General features: G+C 34.4%; 24 protein-coding genes. 12 read left to right on the top strand and 12 right to left on the bottom strand.

All coding sequences use genetic code 11. From position 1 onward, the window contains the following. Positions 1 to 34 precede the first annotated feature (34 nt). Genes HNQ00_RS03575 through HNQ00_RS03550 form a run of 6 tightly spaced genes read left to right on the top strand, consistent with a single transcriptional unit; the run spans position 35 to position 5,037 of the window. On the top strand, positions 35 to 694 hold the full coding sequence (locus HNQ00_RS03575) for a TetR family transcriptional regulator C-terminal domain-containing protein (protein ID WP_173836963.1): 660 nt from the start codon (positions 35 to 37) through the stop codon (positions 692 to 694). Beyond that, positions 694 to 1,998 carry an ABC1 kinase family protein gene (locus tag HNQ00_RS03570; protein WP_173836962.1) on the top strand — a complete coding sequence of 435 codons (1,305 nt, stop codon included), beginning with the start codon at positions 694 to 696 and terminating at the stop codon, positions 1,996 to 1,998. The genes HNQ00_RS03575 and HNQ00_RS03570 overlap by 1 nt, the downstream gene beginning before the upstream one ends. After that, entirely contained in the window at positions 1,995 to 2,273 is a 279-nt protein-coding gene (locus tag HNQ00_RS03565; RefSeq protein WP_173836961.1) for a TIGR03643 family protein, read from the top strand. The genes HNQ00_RS03570 and HNQ00_RS03565 overlap by 4 nt, the downstream gene beginning before the upstream one ends. 10 nt (positions 2,274 to 2,283) lie before the next feature. Further along, positions 2,284 to 2,967 (top strand): SDR family NAD(P)-dependent oxidoreductase, encoded by a 684-nt coding sequence (locus HNQ00_RS03560; RefSeq protein ID WP_173836960.1) that lies wholly within the window; start codon positions 2,284 to 2,286, stop codon positions 2,965 to 2,967. A 38-nt stretch (positions 2,968 to 3,005) separates the two neighbouring features. After that, positions 3,006 to 3,605: a GTP cyclohydrolase I FolE gene (gene folE / locus HNQ00_RS03555; RefSeq protein ID WP_173836959.1), complete on the top strand. Its 600-nt coding sequence runs from the start codon at positions 3,006 to 3,008 to the stop codon at positions 3,603 to 3,605. Positions 3,606 to 3,618: 13 nt separating this feature from the next. Beyond that, positions 3,619 to 5,037, top strand: a complete 1,419-nt coding sequence (locus tag HNQ00_RS03550; RefSeq protein WP_173836958.1) for an SDR family oxidoreductase — start codon at positions 3,619 to 3,621, stop codon at positions 5,035 to 5,037. A 502-nt stretch (positions 5,038 to 5,539) separates the two neighbouring features. Here the strand turns inward: HNQ00_RS03550 and HNQ00_RS03545 are convergent. From HNQ00_RS03545 to HNQ00_RS03515, 7 genes are all read right to left on the bottom strand, one after another. Then, a complete protein-coding gene (locus HNQ00_RS03545) occupies positions 5,540 to 6,835 on the bottom strand; it encodes a cryptochrome/photolyase family protein (protein WP_173836957.1) in 1,296 nt (431 codons plus the stop codon). A gap of 2 nt (positions 6,836 to 6,837) precedes the next feature. After that, positions 6,838 to 7,299, bottom strand: a complete 462-nt coding sequence (locus HNQ00_RS03540; protein WP_173836956.1) for an SRPBCC family protein — start codon at positions 7,297 to 7,299, stop codon at positions 6,838 to 6,840. Positions 7,300 to 7,457: 158 nt separating this feature from the next. Further along, positions 7,458 to 7,898: a sterol desaturase family protein gene (locus HNQ00_RS03535; protein ID WP_173836955.1), complete on the bottom strand. Its 441-nt coding sequence runs from the start codon at positions 7,896 to 7,898 to the stop codon at positions 7,458 to 7,460. Positions 7,899 to 7,940: 42 nt separating this feature from the next. Further along, entirely contained in the window at positions 7,941 to 8,783 is an 843-nt protein-coding gene (locus tag HNQ00_RS03530) for a phytoene/squalene synthase family protein (RefSeq protein WP_173836954.1), read from the bottom strand. A 10-nt stretch (positions 8,784 to 8,793) separates the two neighbouring features. Further along, positions 8,794 to 10,254, bottom strand: coding sequence for a phytoene desaturase family protein (locus HNQ00_RS03525; protein WP_173836953.1), 1,461 nt, complete (start codon positions 10,252 to 10,254; stop codon positions 8,794 to 8,796). A 36-nt stretch (positions 10,255 to 10,290) separates the two neighbouring features. Then, positions 10,291 to 11,190: a MerR family transcriptional regulator gene (locus tag HNQ00_RS03520; RefSeq protein WP_173836952.1), complete on the bottom strand. Its 900-nt coding sequence runs from the start codon at positions 11,188 to 11,190 to the stop codon at positions 10,291 to 10,293. Positions 11,191 to 11,262: 72 nt separating this feature from the next. After that, on the bottom strand, positions 11,263 to 12,225 hold the full coding sequence (locus tag HNQ00_RS03515; RefSeq protein WP_173836951.1) for an ion channel: 963 nt from the start codon (positions 12,223 to 12,225) through the stop codon (positions 11,263 to 11,265). Positions 12,226 to 12,431: 206 nt separating this feature from the next. Between HNQ00_RS03515 and HNQ00_RS03510 the strand changes: the two genes are divergently transcribed. From HNQ00_RS03510 to HNQ00_RS03495, 4 genes are all read left to right on the top strand, one after another. Continuing rightward, positions 12,432 to 13,115: a nitroreductase family protein gene (locus HNQ00_RS03510; RefSeq protein WP_173836950.1), complete on the top strand. Its 684-nt coding sequence runs from the start codon at positions 12,432 to 12,434 to the stop codon at positions 13,113 to 13,115. 113 nt (positions 13,116 to 13,228) lie between these two features. Further along, complete coding sequence (locus HNQ00_RS03505) at positions 13,229 to 14,110, top strand: DUF808 domain-containing protein (protein WP_173836949.1); 882 nt, start codon at positions 13,229 to 13,231, stop codon at positions 14,108 to 14,110. A gap of 231 nt (positions 14,111 to 14,341) precedes the next feature. Further along, complete coding sequence (locus HNQ00_RS03500; RefSeq protein ID WP_173836948.1) at positions 14,342 to 14,815, top strand: SRPBCC family protein; 474 nt, start codon at positions 14,342 to 14,344, stop codon at positions 14,813 to 14,815. Between the two features lie 56 nt (positions 14,816 to 14,871). Beyond that, the gene (locus HNQ00_RS03495; RefSeq protein ID WP_173836947.1) at positions 14,872 to 16,407 is read left to right on the top strand and encodes a M20/M25/M40 family metallo-hydrolase; all 1,536 of its coding nucleotides are present in this window, start codon (positions 14,872 to 14,874) and stop codon (positions 16,405 to 16,407) included. 76 nt (positions 16,408 to 16,483) lie between these two features. Here HNQ00_RS03495 and HNQ00_RS03490 read toward each other — a convergent pair whose 3' ends face one another. From HNQ00_RS03490 to rpmH, 3 genes are all read right to left on the bottom strand, one after another. Then, positions 16,484 to 17,653: an alginate lyase family protein gene (locus HNQ00_RS03490; RefSeq protein WP_173836946.1), complete on the bottom strand. Its 1,170-nt coding sequence runs from the start codon at positions 17,651 to 17,653 to the stop codon at positions 16,484 to 16,486. A gap of 159 nt (positions 17,654 to 17,812) precedes the next feature. Beyond that, a complete protein-coding gene (gene carB / locus HNQ00_RS03485) occupies positions 17,813 to 20,665 on the bottom strand; it encodes a carbamoyl-phosphate synthase large subunit (RefSeq protein ID WP_173836945.1) in 2,853 nt (950 codons plus the stop codon). Between the two features lie 190 nt (positions 20,666 to 20,855). Continuing rightward, positions 20,856 to 21,017, bottom strand: coding sequence for a 50S ribosomal protein L34 (rpmH, locus tag HNQ00_RS03480; RefSeq protein WP_026706823.1), 162 nt, complete (start codon positions 21,015 to 21,017; stop codon positions 20,856 to 20,858). Positions 21,018 to 21,182: 165 nt separating this feature from the next. Between rpmH and HNQ00_RS03475 the strand changes: the two genes are divergently transcribed. After that, the gene (locus HNQ00_RS03475; RefSeq protein ID WP_173836944.1) at positions 21,183 to 21,698 is read left to right on the top strand and encodes a DUF2892 domain-containing protein; all 516 of its coding nucleotides are present in this window, start codon (positions 21,183 to 21,185) and stop codon (positions 21,696 to 21,698) included. Between the two features lie 55 nt (positions 21,699 to 21,753). Here the strand turns inward: HNQ00_RS03475 and HNQ00_RS03470 are convergent, their stop codons facing one another. Both HNQ00_RS03470 and HNQ00_RS03465 read right to left on the bottom strand, forming a co-directional pair. Continuing rightward, a complete protein-coding gene (locus tag HNQ00_RS03470; RefSeq protein WP_173836943.1) occupies positions 21,754 to 22,644 on the bottom strand; it encodes a lytic transglycosylase domain-containing protein in 891 nt (296 codons plus the stop codon). Positions 22,645 to 22,707: 63 nt separating this feature from the next. Next, the gene (locus HNQ00_RS03465) at positions 22,708 to 23,382 is read right to left on the bottom strand and encodes an alpha/beta hydrolase family protein (protein ID WP_173836942.1); all 675 of its coding nucleotides are present in this window, start codon (positions 23,380 to 23,382) and stop codon (positions 22,708 to 22,710) included. Between the two features lie 417 nt (positions 23,383 to 23,799). Here HNQ00_RS03465 and HNQ00_RS03460 point away from each other — a divergent pair, with 417 nt between their 5' ends. Then, on the top strand, positions 23,800 to 24,084 hold the full coding sequence (locus HNQ00_RS03460) for a GNAT family N-acetyltransferase (protein ID WP_173836941.1): 285 nt from the start codon (positions 23,800 to 23,802) through the stop codon (positions 24,082 to 24,084). The last annotated feature ends 43 nt before the right edge of the window (positions 24,085 to 24,127 follow it).

Below are 24,127 nucleotides of genomic sequence, written 5' to 3'. Positions count from 1 at the left end.
GTTATCTTTATACTCTCATTTAAAAACACGACAAATGGCTATTAAGAAAATGCAAATCACAAGAGATAAAATAGTTTCACTTTATATGGAATATACTTTGGAACACCATGCGAAACCAAAATCAGTATACCTATTTGCTAAAGAGAATAATTTTAGTGAAGCAGAATTCTACAGCTTTTTTGGAACGATGGAAAGTATTGAAAAAGAAATTTTCAAAATATTTTTAGAGAAGACAGTTGCCATGTTGCACCTAGACCCTAATTACCCGGGTTATGATATGAAGAGCAAGATGCTTAGTTTTTATTTCACCTTTTTTGAACTACTAACTGCAAACAGAAGTTACGTATCACAAAGTTTAACAGCAGATAAGAACCAATTGAAAAACTTAAAACAGCTTTCAAGTTTGCGAATGGCATTTTTAGATTACGTTACTTCTATAATCTCAGATGAATACCGCATTAAACAGGAGAAACTTCAAAAAATGCAGGAGAAAGCATTGCAAGAAAGTTCGTGGATTCAGTTCTTGATGACTATGAAATTTTGGCTTGAAGACGATTCAGCTGCATTTGAAAAAACTGATATTTATATCGAAAAATCTGTAAAACTAAGTTTTGAATTAATGAATATTGCTCCAATCGATAGTTTAATTGATTTTGGAAAATTCATGTTCAAAGAAAAAATACAAAATAGATAATGAAAACAATAGACTATATACCTACCTCAAAAATTGAAAGAGCAACTAAACTAGTGCAAACTGGTGCAAAAGTTGGTGTCAATTACCTAAAATATTACGGAGAAAAGATTGTAAATAGCGATTTAACTCGTGACAAATTAAATGAAGACAACGCCGAAGACATATATGATGGTTTAAAAAGCCTAAAAGGAAGCGCCCTAAAAGTGGCACAGATGTTAAGCATGGACAAAAACTTTTTACCACAAGCGTATGTGGAGAAGTTTTCATTATCTCAGTTTTCAGTACCGCCTTTGTCTGCTCCTCTGGTTTTAAAAACATTCAAGTCTAATCTAGGGAAAACACCTTACGAAATCTTTGATGAATTTGATGCTACCTCTATAAACGCAGCAAGTATTGGTCAAGTGCACCTAGCGGTTAAAAACGGAAAAAAATTAGCTGTAAAAATTCAGTATCCTGGTGTCGCTAATAGTATTTCATCTGATTTGGCTTTGGTTAAACCTATTGCAATTCGCATGTTCAACCTTCAAGGAAAGGATTCAGACAAATATTTTAAAGAAGTTGAAGATAAGTTAATCGAAGAAACTAATTACATTTTAGAATTAGAGCAAAGTCAAGCTGTGGTTGCCGCATGTAACCAAATTGAAAATCTGACTTTCCCTAATTATTACCCAGAGTACTCCTCTGAGAAGATCATAACAATGGACTGGATGACTGGTGTACATTTATCCGAATTTAAAAATACGGACCCTATTATTGCTAACAAATTAGGGCAAGCACTTTGGGACTTTTACATGTACCAAATCCATATTTTAAAGAAAGTTCATGCTGATCCGCACCCAGGAAACTTCTTGGTAAGCGATAAAAACGAATTGGTTGCACTGGATTTTGGTTGTATGAAAACAATCCCAAATGAATTCTACATTCCTTATTTCGAATTAATCGATGAAAAGGTAATCAACGACCCAAAAGCGTTTAGTGCTAAATTATTCGAATTAGAAATATTAAGAGCCGATGATACTCCGCAGGAAGTAACCTATTTTACTCAAATGTTCTTTGATCTACTGTCGCTATTTACAATGCCATTTCAGGAAGAAACATTTGATTTTGCTAATGAAACATTCTTTGATAATATCGCAAAATTAGGAGAACGATTTGCTAATGATACTAATCTTAAAAAGATGAACGGTAACCGAGGATCAAAACATTTTATTTATATGAACAGAACCTTCTTTGGACTATATAATTTAATGTTTGATTTAAAGGCTAAAATTGTTGTCAATCAATATACAAAATACCAAGCATGAGACCAGAATTAACTGATTTAGAAAAAGACCGAATTATTGAAATGGCATGGGAGGACCGTACCACATTTGAAGCTATCCACCTGCAATTTGGCTTAAAAGAACAAGAAGTTATTGATTTAATGCGTCTAGAGATGAAGCCTTCTAGTTTTAGAATGTGGAGAGCACGAGTTCAGGGCCGTAAAACAAAGCATGAAAAATTACGTGAATTTGACAAGGGCCGTTTTAAATGTAGCCGTCAAAGACAAATAAATAACAATAAGATTTCGAAGAGATAATACTAAAATTATGAAAAACATTTTAATTATAGGCGGTAGTAAGGGAATAGGAAATGCTATTTTATTACAGCAGTTAGAACATAATAAAATCTACAATATTAGTAGAAATGCCCCTGAGATTACACACGCTAACCTAACACATTTCTCATTGAATGTGTTAGAAGACGCATTACCTGAATTAGCAGCTATTGACACGATCATCTACTGCCCTGGTTCTATTAATTTAAAACCTATAGGTAGTTTAAGTATAGATGATTTTAGAAATGATTTTGAAATTAATGTTATTGGCGCAGTAAAAGTTATTCAAAAATATTTAGTTACTTTGAAGAAGGGTAACAATCCTTCTATTGTACTTTTTAGTACAGTGGCTGCCAAGTTAGGAATGCCATTTCATGCTAGTATCGCTACTGCAAAAGCTGGAGTGGAAGGATTAGTAAAGTCATTAGGAGCTGAGTTAGCAAGCACTGTACGCATCAATGCCATTGCCCCTACTATTACAGATACTACATTATCCGCAGGAATATTACGCAACGATCGCATGAAAGAAAACATGGTGGAACGACACCCTATGAAAGGCTATTTACAAGCTAGTGAAGTGGCTGATATGGCTGATTTTTTAATCTCAGATAAAGCAAAATCAATTTCAGGACAAGTATTTGAAATGGATTACGGAATTGTATCATTCAAAATATAACCAATATATACCACCACTTTAAAAAGTGAATCACAACCATGAAAAATTACGAAAAAAAAGAATTATATAATACTGAGGCAACCACAGCAATTGCTGACAACTATAGAAAAATAATTACAGGCATAGGCGAAGACGTAACTAGAGAAGGATTAGAAAAAACACCAGAAAGAGCGGCTAAAGCAATGCAGTTTTTAACGCACGGTTATGATCTAGATCCTTTAGAGATATTAAAATCAGCTTTGTTTACTGAAGATCATAGTCAAATGATTGTAGTAAAAAATATTGAAGTCTATTCTATGTGTGAGCACCACATGCTACCGTTTTTTGGAAAAGCACATGTTGCCTATATTCCAAATGGTAAAATAGTAGGTTTAAGTAAAATTCCTCGAATTGTAGATGCTTATGCACGTAGAATGCAGGTACAAGAAAGATTAACTGACCAAATCAAAGATTGTATTGAGGAAGCACTACAACCACTAGGAGTAGCTGTGGTTATAGAAGCACAACACATGTGCATGCAAATGCGTGGTATTGAAAAGCAAAATTCATTTACAACAACTTCTTCTTTTACAGGTGCATTCGAAAAAAATAAAACCAGAAAAGAATTCATCAGTTTGATTTCAAACAAATTGAGCTAAACAAAATAATAATATGAAAATTCTCTTAACAGGCGCAACAGGTTATATCGGGAAACGACTTTTACCTATTTTAATAGCACAAGGTCACGATATAGTTTGTTGCGTGAGAGATATCAATCGTTTTTTTGTTCCAATACAATATAAGGATAAGATCACCGTAGTGGAGGTCGACTTTTTAAAAAAAGAAACGCTAAATACCATACCTGTTGATATAGACGCTGTTTACTATCTTATACATTCTATGTCTAGCTCAGCTGATAACTATGATCAATTAGAAAAAACTTCGGCAGAAAATTTTGTCTCAAGAATCAACCAGACAAAAGCACAACAAGTTATTTACCTCAGCGGAATAATAAATGACAACTCACTTTCAAAACATTTATCCTCACGAAAAAAAGTCGAAGAAATTTTGACCACAGGAACGTATGCAATGACTACGTTACGAGCAGGAATAATTGTAGGTTCAGGTAGTGCTTCTTTTGAAATTATTAGGGACTTGATCAACAAGTTGCCTATAATGATTACTCCAAAATGGCTCAACACAAGGTGCCAACCTATTGCCATTAGCGATGTTCTGGAATTTTTATCAAAATCTTTATTGAATCCCTCAACTTATAACCAGAGTTTTGATATTGGTGGGCCAGATATTCTAACCTATAAGGAAATGTTATTGGCTTTCGCCAAAGCTAAAAAATTAAAACGTTGGATTTTTACGGTTCCCGTAATGACGCCTAAACTCTCCTCCTACTGGCTTTACTTTGTTACCTCAACTTCATACAAGCTAGCCTCGGCTTTAGTGAGTAGCATGAAGGTAGAAGTAGTTTGCAATGACACCCGAATTAATGATTTACTCCATGTAAAACCAATGCCTTATGAAGAGGCATTATCAAAAGCATTGATCAAAATTGAAGCCAATAATGTGGTATCAAGCTGGAAAGACTCCTTAGTTAGCGGACGCTTTAAAACCAACATCTCTACTTATCTTAATGTACCTGAAAAAGATTGTTTTTTTGACCGTAGACATAAAGAAATCATTGACAAGGACTATACTATCAACCAAATTTGGTCCATAGGTGGTGAAACCGGATGGTATTATGGTGATTGGTTGTGGGATTTACGCGGTTTTATTGATAAATTGTACGGCGGTGTGGGTTCCCGAAGAGGGCGAACAAACAAACATGAAATTCATGCTGGCGATGCCTTAGATTTCTGGCGCGTTTTATATGCCAATAAAGAAGAGGGGAAACTAATTCTCTTTGCCGAAATGAAACTCCCTGGAGAGGCATGGCTTGAGTTCAAAATTATAGGAAATACACTGTATCAATCAGCGACTTTCAAGCCCCGCGGTGTTTGGGGGAAATTATATTGGTATGCTGTTTTACCTTTCCACGGATTTATATTTGAAGGAATGTTAAAGAAATTGATCAAATAGTGCTTTTTCAAGGAGCTTAATCCAGCTATCCGCTATATCTTTTACTTTTTTAAATAAAAAAGAAAAGGATGCCGCTACTATCTGGGCTATGAGTTTATGGTTCGCAAGATATCTAGTCTTATATTTATATATCGTTTCAGAAAAAGAAAACAAAGCCATCAAGTTTATAATATCCGCATGAAGTATATTTTGTCACTACTTAGTAATAGAAAAAAGCGAAATCAAAATAGTAAATCAATAAGTAATTATACCACATTCAGTATGCACTATTTACTTTTCTTCATGCCTTAGTATTAAAAGCATCAACTCAAAAACCAATTAAACTGTAAAGAAATTGAGAGACATTCAATATGCAAACCACCTTCCTAAATGTCTCAATAATTGACAAGATTACCACCAAAACAATAAAACCATTAAAAAACAAGAATATTAAGCTTTTAATCTTAACTTTTCTTACTCTTTAATGGTTTGTTCCTTTAAAAATTATTGGATTTTTATATTTCTATTTTAAAATTCCTGCTTTATAGGTGCTAATAGCTCGGTCACGGGCCATAGCATGTTCTACCATAGGTTGACCATAACCCAAATCAAATTCTGCGATCCATTGACGAATATACACACCCTTTCCATCAAATTTTTTCAATTGAATTTCGGGATTAAACACTCTAAAATAGGGCGCCGCATCACAACCAGTACCTGCAGCCCACTGCCAGTTCCCCACGTTTGCAGACAAATCATAATCCAATAATTTTTCAGCAAAGTAAGCCTCTCCCCATTGCCACTGAATTAAAAGATGTTTGCATAGAAAACTTGCAACAACCATGCGCACTCTATTGTGCATGTATCCCGTTTCATTTAATTGTCGCATTCCGGCATCCACCATAGGATAACCAGTCTCACCCTTACACCACTTTTTAAATTCTTCTTCGTTATTGCGCCATTCTATTCCATCGTAAGCCGACTTAAAGTTATTAGTCATCACTTTAGGGAAATTAAAGAGAATTTGCATAAAAAATTCCCTCCATATCAATTCACTTAAAAAAACAGCGTTCTTTTTATTAGCCCAAGTAACTAATTTACGTGTGCTAACAGTTCCAAAACGCAAATGAGGAGAAAGATAAGACGTACTATCTAAAGCTGGAAAATCTCTTGTTTCGTCGTAATTTGAGATTTTAGTTAAATTATGCGGTTTAACTTGTATCGTACTCTCTGTAAATCCGATTGCTTCAAGAGTGGGAAATTCAAAATTAGATGGATAGAAGTTAGAAAATTGCTTCTCTTCACTGTAATCAGGAAAAGTCCCTATTTGCTTGAATTTATCTAGCCATTTGTTTTTAAAAGGAGTATAAATGGTATAAGGTAAACCATCTGCTTTTGTGATTTCGAGTTCTTCAAATATAACTTGATCCTTGAAGGCACTAACCGCAACATTATTTTTCAAAGCAAAATCAGCAATTGCTAGGTCTCTCTTTATAGCATAGGGCTCGTAATCTTTATTAAAGAATATAGATTGAATATCATACGCTTCAAAGAGCGCTTTCCAGACTGCTAACGTCTCACCATTTTTGACTAAAAGAGCACTATTAAACGCATTTAAATCAGCGTTAATCTTTTCTAGCGTTTGATGTATAAAAGTAACACGAGCGTCATTTTTAGCCAAGCTTTCTAAAATTGCGGTATCAAATATAAACAATGGAATCACTGGATAATCACTCTCCAATGCATGAAAAAGTCCCACGTTATCTTCTAATCGCAAATCACGACGAAACCAAAAAAAAACAACTTTTTGTTTACTCATAATTATTTCCCGTTAAAAAGTTTGTCAACCATTTTTTCTCTGTGAGCGAATATTTCGTTTAACTTCCCTTCTACTATTAAACTATTCATGATACGTCCTAAAAAACCTAATGGTAAGCCATAGTGCACCACGTCTGTCATTTTAACACCTTGTGGAGTAGCCTCAAAAAAATGCTTGTGGTGCCAGAAAGCGTAGGGTCCAAAACGTTGTTCATCTATAAAATGAGCTTTGTCTTTTACTTGAGTAATCTCTGTTACCCACGATATTTTAACTCCTGCCAATGGCGAGACTTTGTATTGGATTATTTGTCCTGCATACATGTCTTTTCCATCAAAATCAGTGATTTGGAAACCCATATCACCCGGAGTAATTTTTTGTAAATTTTTTGGACTAGAGAAAAAAGCCCAACATTCTTCTAGGCTAGCATTTACATACTGCACTGATTCTTTTTTATAAAGTTTCATGGTATTGTTCTTTAAAAATGAGATTTTCTCGCAGAATTTACTGCGTGAGGGATTGCAGGCGGTATCCTCGTAGTCCCTTTTATTTAGGGACGTAGAGATAAAGCCGTAAAGCCCGACTCTTCTAGATTTTTATCGAGAAGAGTCACGCCCTAATACTGTTATATCTTATAGTATTTAAAAGGTACAAATAACATCCCGAAACACTCTCCGTGTTCCTTACCTAAATGCTTGTGGTGCACTTTGTGGGCCTTTCTAAGACCTACTAAGTATTTGTTTTTTGTGTTCTTAAACCATTTAAAACGCTGATGAATTAATACATCGTGAATCATGAAATAGCAAAAACCGTAAGCGGTAATTCCTAGACCTATGAAGAACAAATAATTCATTCCACCTTGTACACCATAGTAAAAGAGCACCATGCTAGGAATCGCAAAAATGACAAAGAAAATATCATTTCGCTCAAAAGGGTGTGCGTATTTAGGTTGGTGATGGTCTTCATGAAAATACCACATTAAACCGTGCATAATATATTTGTGAGTAAGCCAACTTACACATTCCATAACTAAGAAAACGCTGATGAAAATTAAAAAAGAGATCATTGAATTTTATTTAATATTTTTAATCCGTTATTGTGGTTTTGATTACTGTACTAGCCTCAATTTGTACGTTACAAATGATTGAGCAAGTAATCCGGCTTTGGTATAGTTAGATACTCTAATTCTAGCATTCCCTATCTCGTGACAAGGCGTTTTTGCTAATTTTTTTAATAATTTCTTGTAATAAACATAAGCAGTGTAGACCCCAAATTTTGCTTCTATTGGTAATTTTTTAATCCCTTCATAGGCAACTTTAAAGTCTTCTTCAATTTCGGCAATGATTTGCGCTTTTGCTTTTTCATCAAAAGAATTTAAGTCTACTCCAGGAAAATAATTTCTATTTAAAACAAGATTATCATCTTTTAAATCTCTTAAGAAATTCACTTTTTGAAAAGCAGAACCCAATCGCATCGCTTCTCCTTTTAACTGTTCGTATCGGGCATTATCTCCCTTAACAAATACTTTCAAACACATTAGACCTACTACATCTGCAGAACCATAAATATAGTCGTCATATTCCTCTTTACTGTTATAGTCAGACTTAACTAAATCTAATTTCATACTTTTTAAAAAAGCTTGAATAAGATCATCAGTGATATTATTTTGCTTAACCGTAAATTGAAAAGAGTTCAAAATAGGATTCAAACTAATACCTGATTTATAGGCTTTATAATATTCTTTCTCGAAATCATTTATTAACTCTTCTTTATCATATCCGTGAAAAGTATCTACAATCTCATCAGCAAAACGAACGAAGCCGTAAATACTGTATATAGCGTCTCTAATGCTTGGTGAAAGCATGTACACTGCAGAAGAAAAAGACGTACTGTAGTTTTTTGTTACTAATTTACTACACTTAAAAGATACATCGTCAAATAATTGCTTCATAATTATTGTTCTAAGATTGCTTATTTATTAAATCTGAAACTAATTTCCCAGATATTAAAGCCGGAGGAACACCTGGTCCTGGCACGGTTAATTGTCCTGTAAAAAATAAATTTTCTACTTTTTTACTTTTAAGTTTTGGCCTTAAAAAAGCCGTTTGAAAAAGTGTGTTTGCCATTCCGTAGGCATTTCCTTTATAAGAATTGTATTCTGTAACGAAATCATTCTTGCAAAAGGAACGTTTAAATATAATATTTTTTCTAACACTTTGCTGTGTTAAATTTTCAAAACGAGAGATTATTTTATCAAAGTACTCTTCTCTTAATGCTTCTGTATCAGTAATTCCTGGTGCTAATGGCACTAAGAAAAACCCTGATTCCATTCCCTCGGGTGCGGCAGTTTTATCTGTTAACGATGGAAAATTTGCATAAAATAATGGTTCTTTAGGCCATCTAGGTTCGTCATAAATATCCTTAGCATGTTGCTGAAAATCAACATCAAAAAACAAGGCATGATGCGATATGTTTTCCACTTTTTTATCAAAACCTACATAAAACAACAGTGAAGATGGTGCAAACACCCTACTTTCCCAATATTTTTCAGAGTATGCTCTGTGTTCTTCATCTAATAAAGTTTCTGTGTGGTGATAATCAGCACCGCTCAATACAATATCCGAATCAATTCTTTTTCCGTTTACAACAACTGCTTTTGCTGTTTTATTTTCGACAATAATTTTATCAATACTAGCATTGACTTGGAATTTTACTCCCAACTCTCTTGCAAGACTTTCCATAGCTCTAACAACATCAAACATTCCCGTTTTAGGATGCCAAGTTCCTAGTCCAAAATCAGCGTAATTCATAAAACTATAAAACGAAGGCGTATCAGAAGGCTTCGCTCCTAAAAACAATACCGGAAATTCTAAAATTTGAATTAACTGCTCATTTTTAAATTTCTTGCGAATGTCTTTACTAATATTACTAAAAAACTGCCCTACCTTTTTAGCAGTCTCCACCGTTACTAACTCTAGCGGGGAAACTCCTGGACGATATACTAAATCTTTAATAGCTATATTATAATTGCTTTGCGCTTCCATCATGAAATCGTGCAATATCTTACCGCTGCCTTTTTCAATCTTTTCAAACGTGGCCTCGATTTCTGGTAAATTATCAGCGATGGCAATAAAATCGTCAACACCATAATATACGCGATACGCCGGAGAAAGTTTTACCAACTCGTAATAATCGCTAGTTTTTTTTCCAAAATCAGCAAAAAAACGATCAAACACATCTGGCATCCAGTACCAACTTGGTCCCATGTCAAAAGTAAATCCATCACTTTTTAATTGTCTAGCGCGACCACCTATTGAATCGTTCTTTTCGAAAACGGAAACATCATGTCCGCTTTTCGCTAAATAAGATGCCGCAGCCAAAGCTGAGAATCCAGAACCTATAATTGTAATTTTCTTTTTCATTTGTTTAGCAAATATACAAATTGTTTAAACAAAACATTACAGTTCATTCACTAATTCTGTGATAGAATTGAATGTACTCACGTTTTCATGAACTATTTCTTTATTTATAAATTCGATCATTCGACCAATATACCATAACTGCGTATGCTCATCTAGCAATGTATCAGACATTTGCGCTACAAATTCATCAACCGCATTACGATCAGGCTGCACTGTTAGGTACGAGACAAAAGTAATCGCATTAAAGTGTTTCTTGAGATCTTTTAAGTTTTCTATTGGCATGCTCTCGCCAAGGTAAATTACTTTGTACCCTTTTAAAAGTATTTCATAATTAATATACATTAAGCCTAATTCGTGAATTTCGTTCATAGGTAACGACAGTACAAAAACACGCTCTAAACGAGTTGGCGCTTGTGTTTGCAGTTTCTCAATGTTCACAACTAGTTTTAGCTTAATCAAATAACTCATGAAATGCTCGTGAGCTGGTGAAATTGTATCTGTTTGCCAGAGTACACCAAGCTCATTCATTAATGGAATAAACACTTGGTGAAAAATCTCCTTGAAAGATTTCTCAGCAATCAACCAGTCATATGTGTTAAAAAACAGCTCCTGATCAAAGTTCATCATTGCCATTTTAAAAGCACTGATTGCATGATTTTTAGCTGTCTTTGAAGAGGTAATTTGTTTTACTAAAAGAGGGATATCCTCCTCTTTATATGCAGCTATTTTGGAGATTTTATAGCCATATTCATGAAGTAAAGTAATATTCAAAAGTTTTTGCAAGCTCGCTAAGTCGTACAAACGAATATTAGTATCGGTTCGCATAGGCTCCAATACATTGTATCTCTTTTCCCAGATTCGGATGGTATGCGCCTTTATACCAGAAAGATTTTCTAAATCCTTTATGCTAAAAACGTTTTTTATATTGTTTATCATTTTCGAATATTTGATAAACAAATGTAAACGAAATTATGCTATAAAAGGCTGTTTAATTAAAAAAATATTTGATTAGGTTAAACTAAGCTTTTGAAATTCATTTAATTTATCAAGATTAAGAACAGTTTTAGAGTTGTCTGTGCTTCGGGTGTACATAGGTACAAATTTAGCCCCATACACAACCTCATCAAAAGTATAGGAAGAGCGCGCAGCTACAGTGGTACTAAACATATCATCAAATGTTTTAATGAAAACTAGAATTTCACCGTGTATTTCTTTAAAATCACTTTCGGTAAACTGATACAATGGACTGTTCTCTGTAATGGGATGTACTAAAGTCCAACTTAAGGTAAGTGTTGAAATTTTCTCAAGTTCAAGATCGAGTTGGTAAAACTTATTGGCTTGAACTCCATTTTCCATCACCGTCATTCCCAGAGTCATTTGCGCTTCGGCATCAGTAAAATTAGTGTTTTTAAAAGGAGACAAACGCATCATAAAAGCAGTACCATCACCATAAGGAGCAATAATCCCATTATGAGAAAATTTTAAAAATGCCGTAGGCTTGCTAAAACGCCCAAAAAATAGTCCTGTCGCAATGGCAAAACTTAACAATCCCATCAAGGCTTCGGCAGCTGAAAGCGCACTAGTTAAAAATCCTGTTGGACTTATGTGTCCATATCCTACCGTAGTAAATGTTTGAGCGCTAAAAAAGTAAGCTTGGCCAAATTGTACTATATCACTATCTGAAGAAGCAATACCGTCAAGATGTTCCATTCCTATACTATAATAGATACTGGCAAAAATAAAATTGATGGTAATATAAAAAAGCAGTATAATTCCTAAAAAGCGCCATCGAGGCATATCAATCATGGTATGGTACCAACTTATTCTATGAAAAGCATGCATTCCTATCTTTTCAACATTTGCCTTTCCGGTTTTATTGATGAAGCGCCCCCCATAACTACTCGAATTTGTTCCAAATCCTGAATTTCTATCAGCAACTGCTTTTTTATTTATTCCGTCTAGTGATGCCATATTAGTTCCTTAATTACGGAGTAAAGTTAGACAAAAATGCGTAATAAATTCTCAAGCGAGTTCTAATGGTCGTTTTAGATAGCAAAAATCTCTTGAAATGATTCTTAAAATGGTAGTTTGAACGCCACTGCTACGCATACTATTAAGTAGGCCACTTTTGAAAATCCGATAATATGGCTATATTTGAAATTATAAAAAGTACTTAAATGCCTGAAACAAAATTAATCGACGGTTTTCCTTATATAAAACATGAAAAACCAGTTCTTCCAGATGCCGAAGCAGTAACACTATCTCAATCATTTTATGAAAAAATGGATACGAGAAGATCAGTGAGAGAATTTTCAGATCGAGCAGTTCCAAGAGCTTTAATCGAAAATATCTTAAAAACAGCATCAACGGCACCATCTGGAGCGCACAAACAACCATGGACTTTTTGTGTGATCGAAAATCCAGAAATCAAAAAACAGATCAGAATTGCTGCTGAAGAGGAAGAGTATGAAAGCTATGAAAGCAGAATGTCAAGCGAATGGTTAGATGACCTTAAACCATTAGGTACTGACTGGAAGAAGCCTTTTCTTGAGATCGCTCCTTACCTAATAGTCGTTTTTAGAAGGATATACGAATTTGGTCCAGATGGCAAGAAAAAAAATAATTATTATGTTCAAGAGAGCGTAGGTTTAGCCAGTGGATTTCTACTTGCTGCAATACACAACGCAGGGTTAGTTTCTTTAACACACACGCCAAGTCCGATGAACTTTTTAAGCAAGCTCTTAGAACGCCCTGAAAATGAGAAACCGTTTTTACTAATCCCTGTAGGATATCCTGCAGCTGATTGCTGGGTTCCTGATTTAGGGAGAAAAGAACTGGCTGAAATGGCTAAGTTTTATTGATTTTCGAGTAATATAAATCTTAAAAATTACAAACTATTTTGATAATTAAATAACTTTATTATCCTTAAAAAGTAGTTTATTGCACCTACATTAATTAACAAATTATACAACACATGGCTTCAGGATTTTTTGCCCTTTTAGATGATATCGCAGCACTTATGGATGATGTGGCTGTTTTAAGCAAAATTGCTACTAAAAAAACAGCTGGAATTTTAGGAGATGATTTGGCTGTAAACGCCGAGAAAGCTTCTGGTTTTGTATCCTCACGAGAAATTCCTGTACTATGGGCAATCACAAAAGGATCCCTATTAAACAAATTAATCATTCTCCCCTTCGCCTTTTTATTAAGTGCTTTTGTCCCAGCTGTGATTTCGATCATTTTAATTTTAGGAGCTGTATACTTAGCCTACGAAGGAATTGAAAAGATATACGAATACTTTTTTCCGCACCATGACCCTGAAAAAGTCATTGAAACAGTTTCATTGAGTGAAGCAGCTATTTTATTAGTAGAAAAAGACAAAATCAAATCGGCTATAGTAACTGATTTTATTCTTTCGATCGAAATTGTAATTATTGCGTTGGGAACCGTTGAAGGTGAATCTATCTTAAATCAGATTATCGTTGTAAGTTTCATCGCCCTTCTTGCTACTGTGGGAGTTTATGGTGTGGTAGCTTTAATTGTAAGAATGGACGATTTTGGGCGTGTATTAAAAAAGACAAAAAGTAAAATTGTTCAAACAACAGGAGAACTTTTAATAAAGGCCTTACCTAAGGTTATAAAGATATTAGCCTTTGTAGGTACTATTGCATTACTACTTGTTGCAGGAGGTATTTTCTCTCATAAAATTGAAGCGGTGCATCACATGATGACGAGTTGGCCAGATATGTTGAAAGAGTTCACATTAGGTATTATAGGCGGAGTTATTGCATTTGCTATTGTCACACCTTTGAAAAAATTGTTTACTAAAAAGTCTGATCAAGCCACCGCAGAATAAGATTCCAATACGTACAATTTCCACTTAAAGAAAAGACTTAAATAGTATTTGAATTAAATTATCAACGCTTTCGCGAAAGCGAATAAGGCACGATAAATCGCGTACTAATGCTGTATGAATATAAGTAGTTTAGTAAAGTGGACGAAATTTAATGTTTAACGAAGTCATAAGATTACAACCACTTTGAAAATAGTGGCACATCACAATTATTTAAAGTACCTAAAAAACAGAATGAATATAGAAAACGCTACTTACGCAGAAGCTGCTATGCTAATAAATAAACCAATTGCAACAGTATTTAAAGCCTTCATAAATCCAGAAATCACTACACATTTTTGGTTCACAAAAGCAACTGGATCATTAGAAGAAGGGAAAACTATCGATTGGACTTGGGAAATGTACGGGAATCACGTAGTGACTGTAAAGGTGCTATCTATTAAAGACAATGAATCAATCGTAATTCAATGGGGTGAGAATGAACAAAATATTGTCGAATGGGAATTCAATGAATTGGTAAACAATAAAACATTTGTTACCATCACCTTTAATGGAATTATAGGTACTGTCGAAGAACTATGCTCACAAATAAGAGATACTACAGAAGGCTTTACTCTAGTGCTTGCAGGTTTAAAAGCCTATTTAGAACACAACATTGAACTCAACTTAGTTGCTGGCCGTTTCCCTATTGAACTGATTGAGGAATAATAACATAGCTCAATCAATACATTTTTTCATTAAATTAGTGGCACTAAAAAACCGCTATGAAAAAATTCACCCCAATTATTGTTCTTTCTATTTTAGCAACACAGCTACTTAGCGCACAATCCTCTGAAAGTTTAAAAATTAAAAAACAAAATCAGCAAAACGCAAAAGAAATAATAAACGAGTTTACTACTTTCTTGAGGATCCCAAATGTTGCAGAGAATCCTTCAAGCTTGCGTGAAAACGCTAATTTCATCATGGAAATGATGACAAAAAAAGGCATTAAAAACGTCCAACTTCTCGAAGGGAAAACTAAAAATGCTACTCCTGCAGTTTATGGAGAAGTAATAGTGCCAGGCGCTAAACAGACACTAATTTTTTATGCTCATTATGACGGACAGCCGGTAAATCCAAAACAATGGAATGAAGCTTTAAGTCCGTTTACGCCTCAACTTTACACAGGAGCTATCGATAAAAATGGCGTAAACATCCCTTTCCCTGAAGACGGAAAATACAATAACAACTGGAGAATTTATGCTCGAAGTGCCTCTGATGATAAGGCAGGAGTTGATGCTATTTTAAATGCTTATGATGCAATAAATAAAACGGGATTAAAACCTAGTTACAATCTCAAATTCTTCTTTGAAGGCGAAGAAGAAGAGGGATCAACACATCTGGACGAAATTTTAGAAAAAAACGCTTCTCTTTTACAATCTGATTTATGGATTATTTGCGACGGTCCAGTGCATCAATCAGGAAAAAAACAAATTTATTTTGGTGTGCGTGGAGATACAAATCTTGATCTAACCGTTTACAGCTCTAAAAGACCTTTGCATAGTGGCCATTATGGGAATTGGGCGCCAAACCCTGCAATGATGTTAGCACAATTATTAGCTTCTATGAAAGATGAAAATGGACGCGTACTTGTGAAAGGATTTTATGATGACGTCATTCCATTAAGCCCTTCAGAAAAAGCAGCGTTGTTAGAAGTACCCTCTGTCGATAAACAAATGACTATGGAACTGGGAATGGGTGATCCTGAAATGAAAGGAGTATCCTTAAATGAAGCAATTAACCTACCATCTTTAAATATTAATGGTATGCAAAGTGGTAACACAGGTATAATGGCTTCTAATCAAATCCCAACTACTGCAACAGCTGTACTTGATTTAAGACTAGTGTTAGGTAATCAATGGCAAAAACAACAACAAAAAGTTATTGATCATATTATAAAACAAGGCTATTACGTTACTAGCAGTGACCCTACAGACGAAGAAAGAAAACAATATCCAAAAATTATAAAAATAATCGCAAATCAAAGTGGGATAAATGCACAACGCACTTCTATGGATTTACCTATAATTAAGAAAGTAATTGCTGCTGTCAAATCAACTACTAATGAGCAAGTAGTACTACAGCCAACAATGGGTGGTAGTTTGCCATTGTACTTATTTGAACAGATACTTAAAGCAAAAACGATCTCAGTACCAATTGCAAATCACGATAATAACCAACATGCTGAAAACGAAAACATCCGTCTTAAAAATTTATTTGACGGTATAGAAACCATGGGATCGATTATGCTCTTAAAATAAAAAGCAACAATTTAATTTTACAAATGAAAGCCCCATCGAGGGGCTTTCTTTCTTCATAAATCAAGTAAATAGAAGGTTAGTATACTGCTGTGCTACTTTTTAATGCTTTAAGTTTAACTTTATAATATTTTTGATATTGAGGCTTAGGTAGCATCTGATCTACGCGATACAATTGCCAAATCAATTTTTCTTTAACGCCATCCCAGTCTTTTATTTGCTGATAAGGAAATGCCGCTTTTGGTTTACTCAAATAGGGAACCAAAAAATCGATTGCCTTAGTAATACTTCTTCCATCTTTAGATTCTGCTTTAAGTAAATCAACTTTTAGAGCGCTAGCAATTTTAGACATATCTAGAAAATGAGTCAAATTAAACACCGAATAACCAAACGCTGTCGTTCTCTCTAATTCTAATGGTTGCGAACCATCAGGATTAATTTGAGTAAACAATCTATTTTCTGCAAACTGATTGACAACTTTATGTGCCAAGTCTAGATCACCTATAAAAATGGCATAACGAGCTAATTGCACATCAAAAGCAGTTCCGTGATTATTTGTTGCTTGTTGCTCATCTGCTGCTACGGGCGACGTTTGTAACCAATTAACATACGATTTAAACCAATCTTCAATCGCCTCTTGATCTTCTAAACTAAATGATTCTGATTTTTTCAAAATCTCCACAGCATCTAACATTTCGAATAAAGAGTAGGTATCTAATATTCCTTCTCCCCTACCTAAACCATTATTGATGCCTGGAATTGTTTGTCCATAATTCATATTTGGATTCATTTTGGTATCTTCATTAATGAACCATACTTTTAAATTAGCGACGGCTTTCTCAGCATACTTCTCATTGGTAGTTAAATAATAGGCTAATGCGAGTGACTCAATACTGGTTGCGAAGTCACTTAGAGGATAACGGTCTAATTTTTCAATCTCTGGATTTGATTTTCCATCCTTTCGAATATAAGGTAAACCAGTCTCCTTTTTGGGGTCAGGCCACCAATATCTCCCCATACTCATATAATCGTGCTTGTCTCCGCTAGAAGGAGTCAGCTCTTTATCAACGACTGTACTTAAAGTTTTATCTAACTTGCTCTCAGCTTCTTTAATTATCACACGAATTTCTGGGCTGTTCTTTGCCTTGGCTTGATCTAGACTTTTTAAATTCCAGACGATTGCTTGTGCCGTTGCATTAGTAACTGCTAAAGTTACCAACAGCGATATTAGATTTATTGCTTTCATCATCACATATTAACTTAATCCGCTTGTAATTTAGTAAAAAACTAGCTGATAGAAATATTGGTTGACCAATTTTTTTTTCGAAAACAATTAGATATAAGTTCCTTCCTTTCTAAACACAAAAAAGCCCCTTAATAGGGGCTTTTTTACTATTTAATTTTGAAATTATTTACTCAAATACATTTTTCTTCTTGAGTATAACTCGTAAAACTGATCGTCTTTTAAGTCATCAATAAACAAGATACTCTCTCCTGTTGATTTCATCTCTGGCCCTAATGCTTTGTTCACATTATGGAATTTACTAAAAGAGAAGACAGGTTGCTTGATAGCATATCCTTTCAACTGAGGATTAAAAGTAAAGTCGGTTACTTTATTATGTCCTAACATAACCTTAGTAGCATAGTTCACATAAGGTTCGCCATATGCTTTTGCAATAAAAGGCACCGTACGAGATGCTCTAGGGTTTGCTTCAATAATGTACACTGTGTCATCTTTGATGGCAAACTGTATGTTAATTAATCCAACTGTTTTAAGACCTAAAGCTATTTTTTTAGTATGGTCTTTAATTTGCTGCATTACAAACTCACCTAAATTAAAAGGAGGCAATGTAGCATTACTATCTCCAGAGTGCACTCCACATGGCTCAATATGCTCCATGATTCCTATTATGTACACATTTTCTCCGTCACAAATTGCATCAGCCTCAGCTTCGATAGCACCATCTAAATAATGGTCTAATAGCAATTTATTACCAGGAATAGTTTTCAATAAATTTACAACGTGCTCCTCTAATTCTTGCTTGTTAATTACAATTTTCATTCCTTGACCACCCAACACATAAGAAGGACGAATCAATAACGGAAAATCTAAAGTATCTGCTAATGCTGCAGCCTCATCTGCTGTTTCTGCAATTCCAAACTGTGGGAAAGGAATTTGTAGCTCTGTTAGCAAGTCAGAGAAACGTCCTCTATCCTCGGCTAAGTCCAGAGCGTCAAAGCTAGTTCCTATAATTTTTATGCCGTATTTAGATAGTTTTTCAGCTAATTTTAAAGCTGTTTGACCACCTAACTGCACAATAACACCTTCTGGTTTTTCATGTTTAATGATATCATAAATATGCTCCCAAAAAACTGGCTCAAAATACAACTTATCTGCTGTATCAAAGTCGGTAGATACCGTTTCAGGATTACAATTGATCATGATGGTTTCGTATCCGCATTCTTTTGCAGCTAGTACTCCGTGCACACAAGAGTAATCAAACTCAATCCCTTGTCCAATTCTATTTGGGCCTGACCCAAGAACTATAATTTTCTTTTTATCGGTAACGACACTTTCATTATCAACAAAACGAGTTCCATCTGCTTTTTCAATCTCAGCTTCAAATGTAGAGTAGTAATAAGGTGTCTTAGCTTTAAATTCAGCCGCACAAGTATCTACTAATTTAAAGACACGATTAACATTAAGATCCATACGTTTAGTATGCACTTCGCTTTCAAGACATCCCATCATGTGTGCGATTTGTCTATCAGCAAAACCTTTTTGTTTCGCTTCAAGTAGTAGTTCTCTAGGTAAGGTATCTACTTTATAGTTCGAAATTTCTTTCTCAAGTACATAAAGCTCCTCATATTGCTTTAAGAACCACATATCGATTTTAGTAATTTCGTGAATACGACTCAACGGAATTCCCATTGCGATAGCATCATAAATTACAAAAACACGATCCCAACTAGCATGCGTTAATTTGTCTATAATTTGTTCGTAGTTTGTGTAGCCTTTTCCGTCAGCACCTAAACCGTTTCTTTTTATTTCTAATGATTGCGTTGCTTTGTGCAATGCTTCTTGAAACGAGCGTCCAATTCCCATCACCTCACCTACCGATTTCATTTGAAGTCCTAATGTTCTATCAGCACCTTCAAATTTATCAAAGTTCCAGCGAGGAATTTTCACGATAACATAATCCAAAGTTGGTTCGAATAAAGCCGAAGTAGACTTTGTAATTTGGTTTTGCAATTCATCAAGATTGTATCCTAAAGCTAGTTTAGTTGCAATCTTAGCGATAGGATAACCTGTTGCTTTTGAAGCTAATGCAGAAGAACGAGACACACGAGGATTGATTTCGATAGCTACAATATCTTCTTTTTCGTCAGGCGAAACTGCGAATTGTACATTACAACCTCCAGCAAAATTACCAATGCTTCTCATCATTAGAATGGCATAATCACGCATTCTTTGAAAAGTAGAATCTGATAAAGTCATTGCTGGAGCTACCGTGATTGAATCTCCAGTATGAATTCCCATTGGGTCCATATTTTCGATCGAACAAATGATAACAACATTATCATTTTTATCTCTCAACAATTCTAATTCATATTCTTTCCAGCCCATTAAAGCCTTGTCAATTAAGACCTCATGTATAGGAGACGCTTCTAAACCTCTAGTTAAAAGTTCGTCAAAATCCTCTTTTTTATATACAATTGCAGCTCCAGTTCCTCCAAGGGTAAAAGAAGGACGAATTACTAATGGAAAACCATATTCTTGTGCAATTTCTTTTCCTCTTAAGTAAGAAGTACAAATTTCAGCAGGAGCTGATGGCACATTTATTTTTTTAAGCAATTGCTTGAACTGCTCTCTATCCTCAGTGATATTGATTGCATTTACATCAACACCTATCATTTTTACATCAAAATCTTTCCAGATTCCTTTTTCCTCTGCTTCTAAGCACAAGTTTAAAGCCGTTTGTCCTCCCATTGTAGGCAGCACTGCATCGATTTGCGGGTGTGCTTTAAGGATTTCAATGATTGACTTTGTTGTCAAAGGTTTCAAATAAATATGATCGGCCATTGATGGGTCGGTCATAATGGTCGCTGGATTAGAGTTTATTAAAATAACTTCTATTCCTTCTTCACGAATGGAACGTGCAGACTGTGATCCTGCGTAGTCAAATTCACAAGCTTGACCAATAACAATAGGACCTGAGCCTATTATTAACACTGATTTTATTGAGGTATCTTTTGGCATTTTATTATAATTATGTGTAGTTGTTGTTGTAGTTGTTCTTTGAATCTCTCCTTCTGAAAATCTATTAAATAGTCTTTTTAATTGTTACAAAAATCAAGAAATGCATCTATAAAAAATAATAATTTAACGACAAGGTATAAAAAAAGGCGATACTAAAAAAAGTAACGCCTTATTTATGTTTATTCAAACATTATTTTTTGTGTCTTGGGTCACAAGAAACAGTCAATTTATGTCTTCCTTTAGCTCTTCTTCTAGCAAGAACTTTTCTTCCATTCGCAGAAGCCATTCTGTCCATAAATCCGTGCTTATTTCTTCTTTTTCTTTTCGATGGTTGAAATGTTCTTTTGCTCATTGCTTTGTATCTTTAAATCTTAGTTATTTGTCTTCTTCCGGTTTGAATAATTGTTATTCTAAAACCGAGTGCAAATATACAAAGACTTTTTTTTCTCGCAAGTAGTTTTATAAAAATATTTTTAATTCCTTTTACTATCTTTGCAAAACTAATTAAACACGTACTATGTTTCACAAGAATATTAAACTAATTATCGCTGGACTTATAACAATTACTGGCATTTGGCAATTTACAGAGAACAATATTGGGAACGGAATATTCCTTTTACTATTAACAGCGATTCCTATTTTCCTCTATTTTAAGAATGAATTCATCTTATTAGCCTTTTTAAAATTAAGAAAACAAGATTTTCCAGGTGCTCAAAAATGGTTATCTTTCATTAAAAACCCAGAAACAGCCTTAGTAAGAAAGCAACAAGGATACTTTAATTACTTACAAGGTATTATGGTTTCTCAAACAAATATCAATCAAGCAGAGAAATTTTTCAAAAAAGCAATCGAGTTAGGTTTATCTATGGACATGGATTTGGCTGTAGCCAAATTAAACTTAGCAGGAGTTGCAATGTCACGCAGAAGAAAACTTGAGGCGACTAACTTATTAAACGAAGCCAAACGTTTAGACAAACAAGGCATGCTAAAAGAGCAAATCGTAATGATGAAAGACCAAATGAAGAAAATGTAATTGGTCTCACATTTTATTTTATACTAAAACATCCGCAATTGCGGATGTTTTTTTTTTAATACCCACTAAGAGGGATTTCAATAGTATACTTTTTATTTGTCGTGTTTTCTAGTTTTCGATCACGCAACCATGGATTGTGAATTTTCAAAATCTTGTAATTAATTCCTTCCGCCTTAGCAAAAGCTGTTAAATTACTGATTGTACTGTCTATTTCTACTTTTCTTGTTGGAATCAACGGATACATTTCGGCTTTATTTATTTCGAAACCAAATTTAGCGGGGCTTTTCATAATCTCTTTTAAAGCTAGTATTCTGAAGACGTATCGAGACGTCTCTTCGGTAAGCAGCAAATCGTAATAATTTTGCTCCTGCTGGATATCCATTTGTTTATTCACGCCACCCATTCCGCCATTGTAAGAAGCTGCCGCTAACGTCCAGCTACCAAACTTTGCTTTAGCGCTTAACAAATAACTACAAGCTGCTTCTGTAGCTTTCACAAGATCATATCGCTCGTCAACAATATCATTTACTTCCATACCGCGTTCTTTTGCTGTTTCAGGCATGAACTGCCACACCCCTCTTGCACCTACGGGTGAGACTACATTCACTAAGCCACTTTCTATAACCGCGAGGTATTTAAAATCATCTGGAATACCATTTTTCTTTAAAATAGGCTCAATCACAGGAAACGCTCGATTTGCCCTCTTTATAGCTAAAATCGTTGAAGCATGTAAATTAATATTCACAATCAACTCTCTATCTAGTCGTTCCTTAACATCGGCAATTTTTAAAGGGGTATTTTCACCAGCAAAATTTGCCTGAGTCGGAAAATAATGTTCTGGTTCTACTGCCGCTTTTTTATCAGAATCCTTAGGTACCGCAAATATTAACAAGCCACTTACTAAGATAAAGGCAGTAAGCAACATTATTCTCTCTATACTTTTCATTTTTTTCCACATTTTAATTTAGTTTTCACTAGCAACATTGCTACTAACATCTGCATCTAGCTCTTAATCACCATCTTGATACGTACCTAAAATAATCGCTGGTAAATGACTATTTAACCATTTGTATTTACTTAATATCATGATGTGCGTTCCTCCTTTTACAACAATGCAATTTGCTATATTTTTAATAGGAAAAACATCGTCCATATCACCATGAACATGTACCACAGACTCATCGATAACGGTACGTTCCCACATGATCACTTTTTCCACAGCCCACTCTAAGTAATATAAATCCCTAACAGATAAGAACTTCTCGTATAACTTGATTCTTTTATTTATCTTTTCGCCAAAAGAAAACTTTGCTAAATTTTCAATGTTTAAAATCAAGCGCATTGGCAATAACTTATACGCTTTTGTTGTTTTTGCAATTTTCATCCTCTTAGGAAACTCAAGTGAGCTTCTCACACTCGAAATGATAATTACCTTTCTTGTTACTATAAACTTAGCCATTTCTTGCACTAGAATCCCTCCAAAAGACACCCCTATCAATACTGGAGAATCATGTTTTATAGCTTCGGCTATTCTTTTTGCATATTCTTGTAATGATTCCTGCTGCAATGGAATTTGCCATTCTAAAAGATGCACCTCAAACTCTTCTTCAGGAAGTGCTATTCGCTCAAAAATTGTTGTGCTGGCTGCTAAACCAGGCATGAAATAAACTGCTATTTTACTCATTTTTTGTGTACGTTTAATTCTTTAAAGTTAACTAGAATAAAAAATATCTGTTTATAAAAATACTTTATTTATTGAAACTAGCTGCCTTAGTAAAATTATATTAGGATTAAATTATGAGGACGCTAATACGTAGTGCGTGGCTGTAACTTTAAAAAAGGCATACAGCTAGCAAAGGAAGCGTTAAAATCATTTGATATTGAATATCAAATTGATACCTTTGAAAGTACCATTAATTATAGATTGTACAAGCTGTTTTTAGACTTTCATAGCAGCCACCTTCTCAATTTGCTATAAAGCGATTAAATTTTCCTGACCAAATAAATTTAAAATAGCAGCCGTTTTGAAAGTATTGTTTGATACAAATTATAATTACAAACGCTCACTTATTAATTAAAACAGTAGGAAACAATTATTATCATGGAAATTAAAGACAATACGTTTGCAAGACAATTTGAAACAACGACAGCCTCTGGATTACTTGCAGTAGAATACTCTTTACAAGAGAAGAAAATTTTTCTAACAAAAATTCACGCACCAGAGAATTATGATGATGAGGATACGATTTCACTATTCTTATCAAAAATAATGGCTTTTGCCATTGAAAACAAATTTAGAGTAGTGCCTATACTTCCTAAAATTGTACTTTTTTTCAAAAAGAATCCTGAGTACAAAGAACTCTTACCCCCTGGAATAAGATTATAAATCTACACTAAATAAATTTGCCCCCAACAAGCTTCTTGCTCGT

Origin of the sequence: Flavobacterium aeripolare, assembly GCF_013294025.1 — a bacterium.
In the GTDB taxonomy this organism is placed as follows: domain Bacteria; phylum Bacteroidota; class Bacteroidia; order Flavobacteriales; family Flavobacteriaceae; genus Flavobacterium.
This window is presented reverse-complemented; position numbering and strand designations above follow the sequence as displayed.

Coding starts and splice junctions, on each gene's coding strand:
- HNQ00_RS03470 (WP_173836943.1), bottom strand. CDS start 22,644: ATGAAAAGTATAGAGAGAATAATGTTGCTTACTGCCTTTATCTTAGTA.
- HNQ00_RS03575 (WP_173836963.1), top strand. CDS start 35: ATGGCTATTAAGAAAATGCAAATCACAAGAGATAAAATAGTTTCACTT.
- rpmH (WP_026706823.1), bottom strand. CDS start 21,017: ATGAGCAAAAGAACATTTCAACCATCGAAAAGAAAAAGAAGAAATAAG.
- folE (WP_173836959.1), top strand. CDS start 3,006: ATGAAAAATTACGAAAAAAAAGAATTATATAATACTGAGGCAACCACA.
- HNQ00_RS03550 (WP_173836958.1), top strand. CDS start 3,619: ATGAAAATTCTCTTAACAGGCGCAACAGGTTATATCGGGAAACGACTT.
- HNQ00_RS03490 (WP_173836946.1), bottom strand. CDS start 17,653: ATGATGAAAGCAATAAATCTAATATCGCTGTTGGTAACTTTAGCAGTT.
- HNQ00_RS03515 (WP_173836951.1), bottom strand. CDS start 12,225: ATGGCATCACTAGACGGAATAAATAAAAAAGCAGTTGCTGATAGAAAT.
- HNQ00_RS03505 (WP_173836949.1), top strand. CDS start 13,229: ATGGCTTCAGGATTTTTTGCCCTTTTAGATGATATCGCAGCACTTATG.
- HNQ00_RS03525 (WP_173836953.1), bottom strand. CDS start 10,254: ATGAAAAAGAAAATTACAATTATAGGTTCTGGATTCTCAGCTTTGGCT.
- carB (WP_173836945.1), bottom strand. CDS start 20,665: ATGCCAAAAGATACCTCAATAAAATCAGTGTTAATAATAGGCTCAGGT.
- HNQ00_RS03500 (WP_173836948.1), top strand. CDS start 14,342: ATGAATATAGAAAACGCTACTTACGCAGAAGCTGCTATGCTAATAAAT.
- HNQ00_RS03530 (WP_173836954.1), bottom strand. CDS start 8,783: ATGAAGCAATTATTTGACGATGTATCTTTTAAGTGTAGTAAATTAGTA.
- HNQ00_RS03540 (WP_173836956.1), bottom strand. CDS start 7,299: ATGAAACTTTATAAAAAAGAATCAGTGCAGTATGTAAATGCTAGCCTA.
- HNQ00_RS03545 (WP_173836957.1), bottom strand. CDS start 6,835: ATGAGTAAACAAAAAGTTGTTTTTTTTTGGTTTCGTCGTGATTTGCGA.
- HNQ00_RS03460 (WP_173836941.1), top strand. CDS start 23,800: ATGGAAATTAAAGACAATACGTTTGCAAGACAATTTGAAACAACGACA.
- HNQ00_RS03510 (WP_173836950.1), top strand. CDS start 12,432: ATGCCTGAAACAAAATTAATCGACGGTTTTCCTTATATAAAACATGAA.
- HNQ00_RS03570 (WP_173836962.1), top strand. CDS start 694: ATGAAAACAATAGACTATATACCTACCTCAAAAATTGAAAGAGCAACT.
- HNQ00_RS03520 (WP_173836952.1), bottom strand. CDS start 11,190: ATGATAAACAATATAAAAAACGTTTTTAGCATAAAGGATTTAGAAAAT.
- HNQ00_RS03465 (WP_173836942.1), bottom strand. CDS start 23,382: ATGAGTAAAATAGCAGTTTATTTCATGCCTGGTTTAGCAGCCAGCACA.
- HNQ00_RS03565 (WP_173836961.1), top strand. CDS start 1,995: ATGAGACCAGAATTAACTGATTTAGAAAAAGACCGAATTATTGAAATG.
- HNQ00_RS03475 (WP_173836944.1), top strand. CDS start 21,183: ATGTTTCACAAGAATATTAAACTAATTATCGCTGGACTTATAACAATT.
- HNQ00_RS03495 (WP_173836947.1), top strand. CDS start 14,872: ATGAAAAAATTCACCCCAATTATTGTTCTTTCTATTTTAGCAACACAG.
- HNQ00_RS03560 (WP_173836960.1), top strand. CDS start 2,284: ATGAAAAACATTTTAATTATAGGCGGTAGTAAGGGAATAGGAAATGCT.
- HNQ00_RS03535 (WP_173836955.1), bottom strand. CDS start 7,898: ATGATCTCTTTTTTAATTTTCATCAGCGTTTTCTTAGTTATGGAATGT.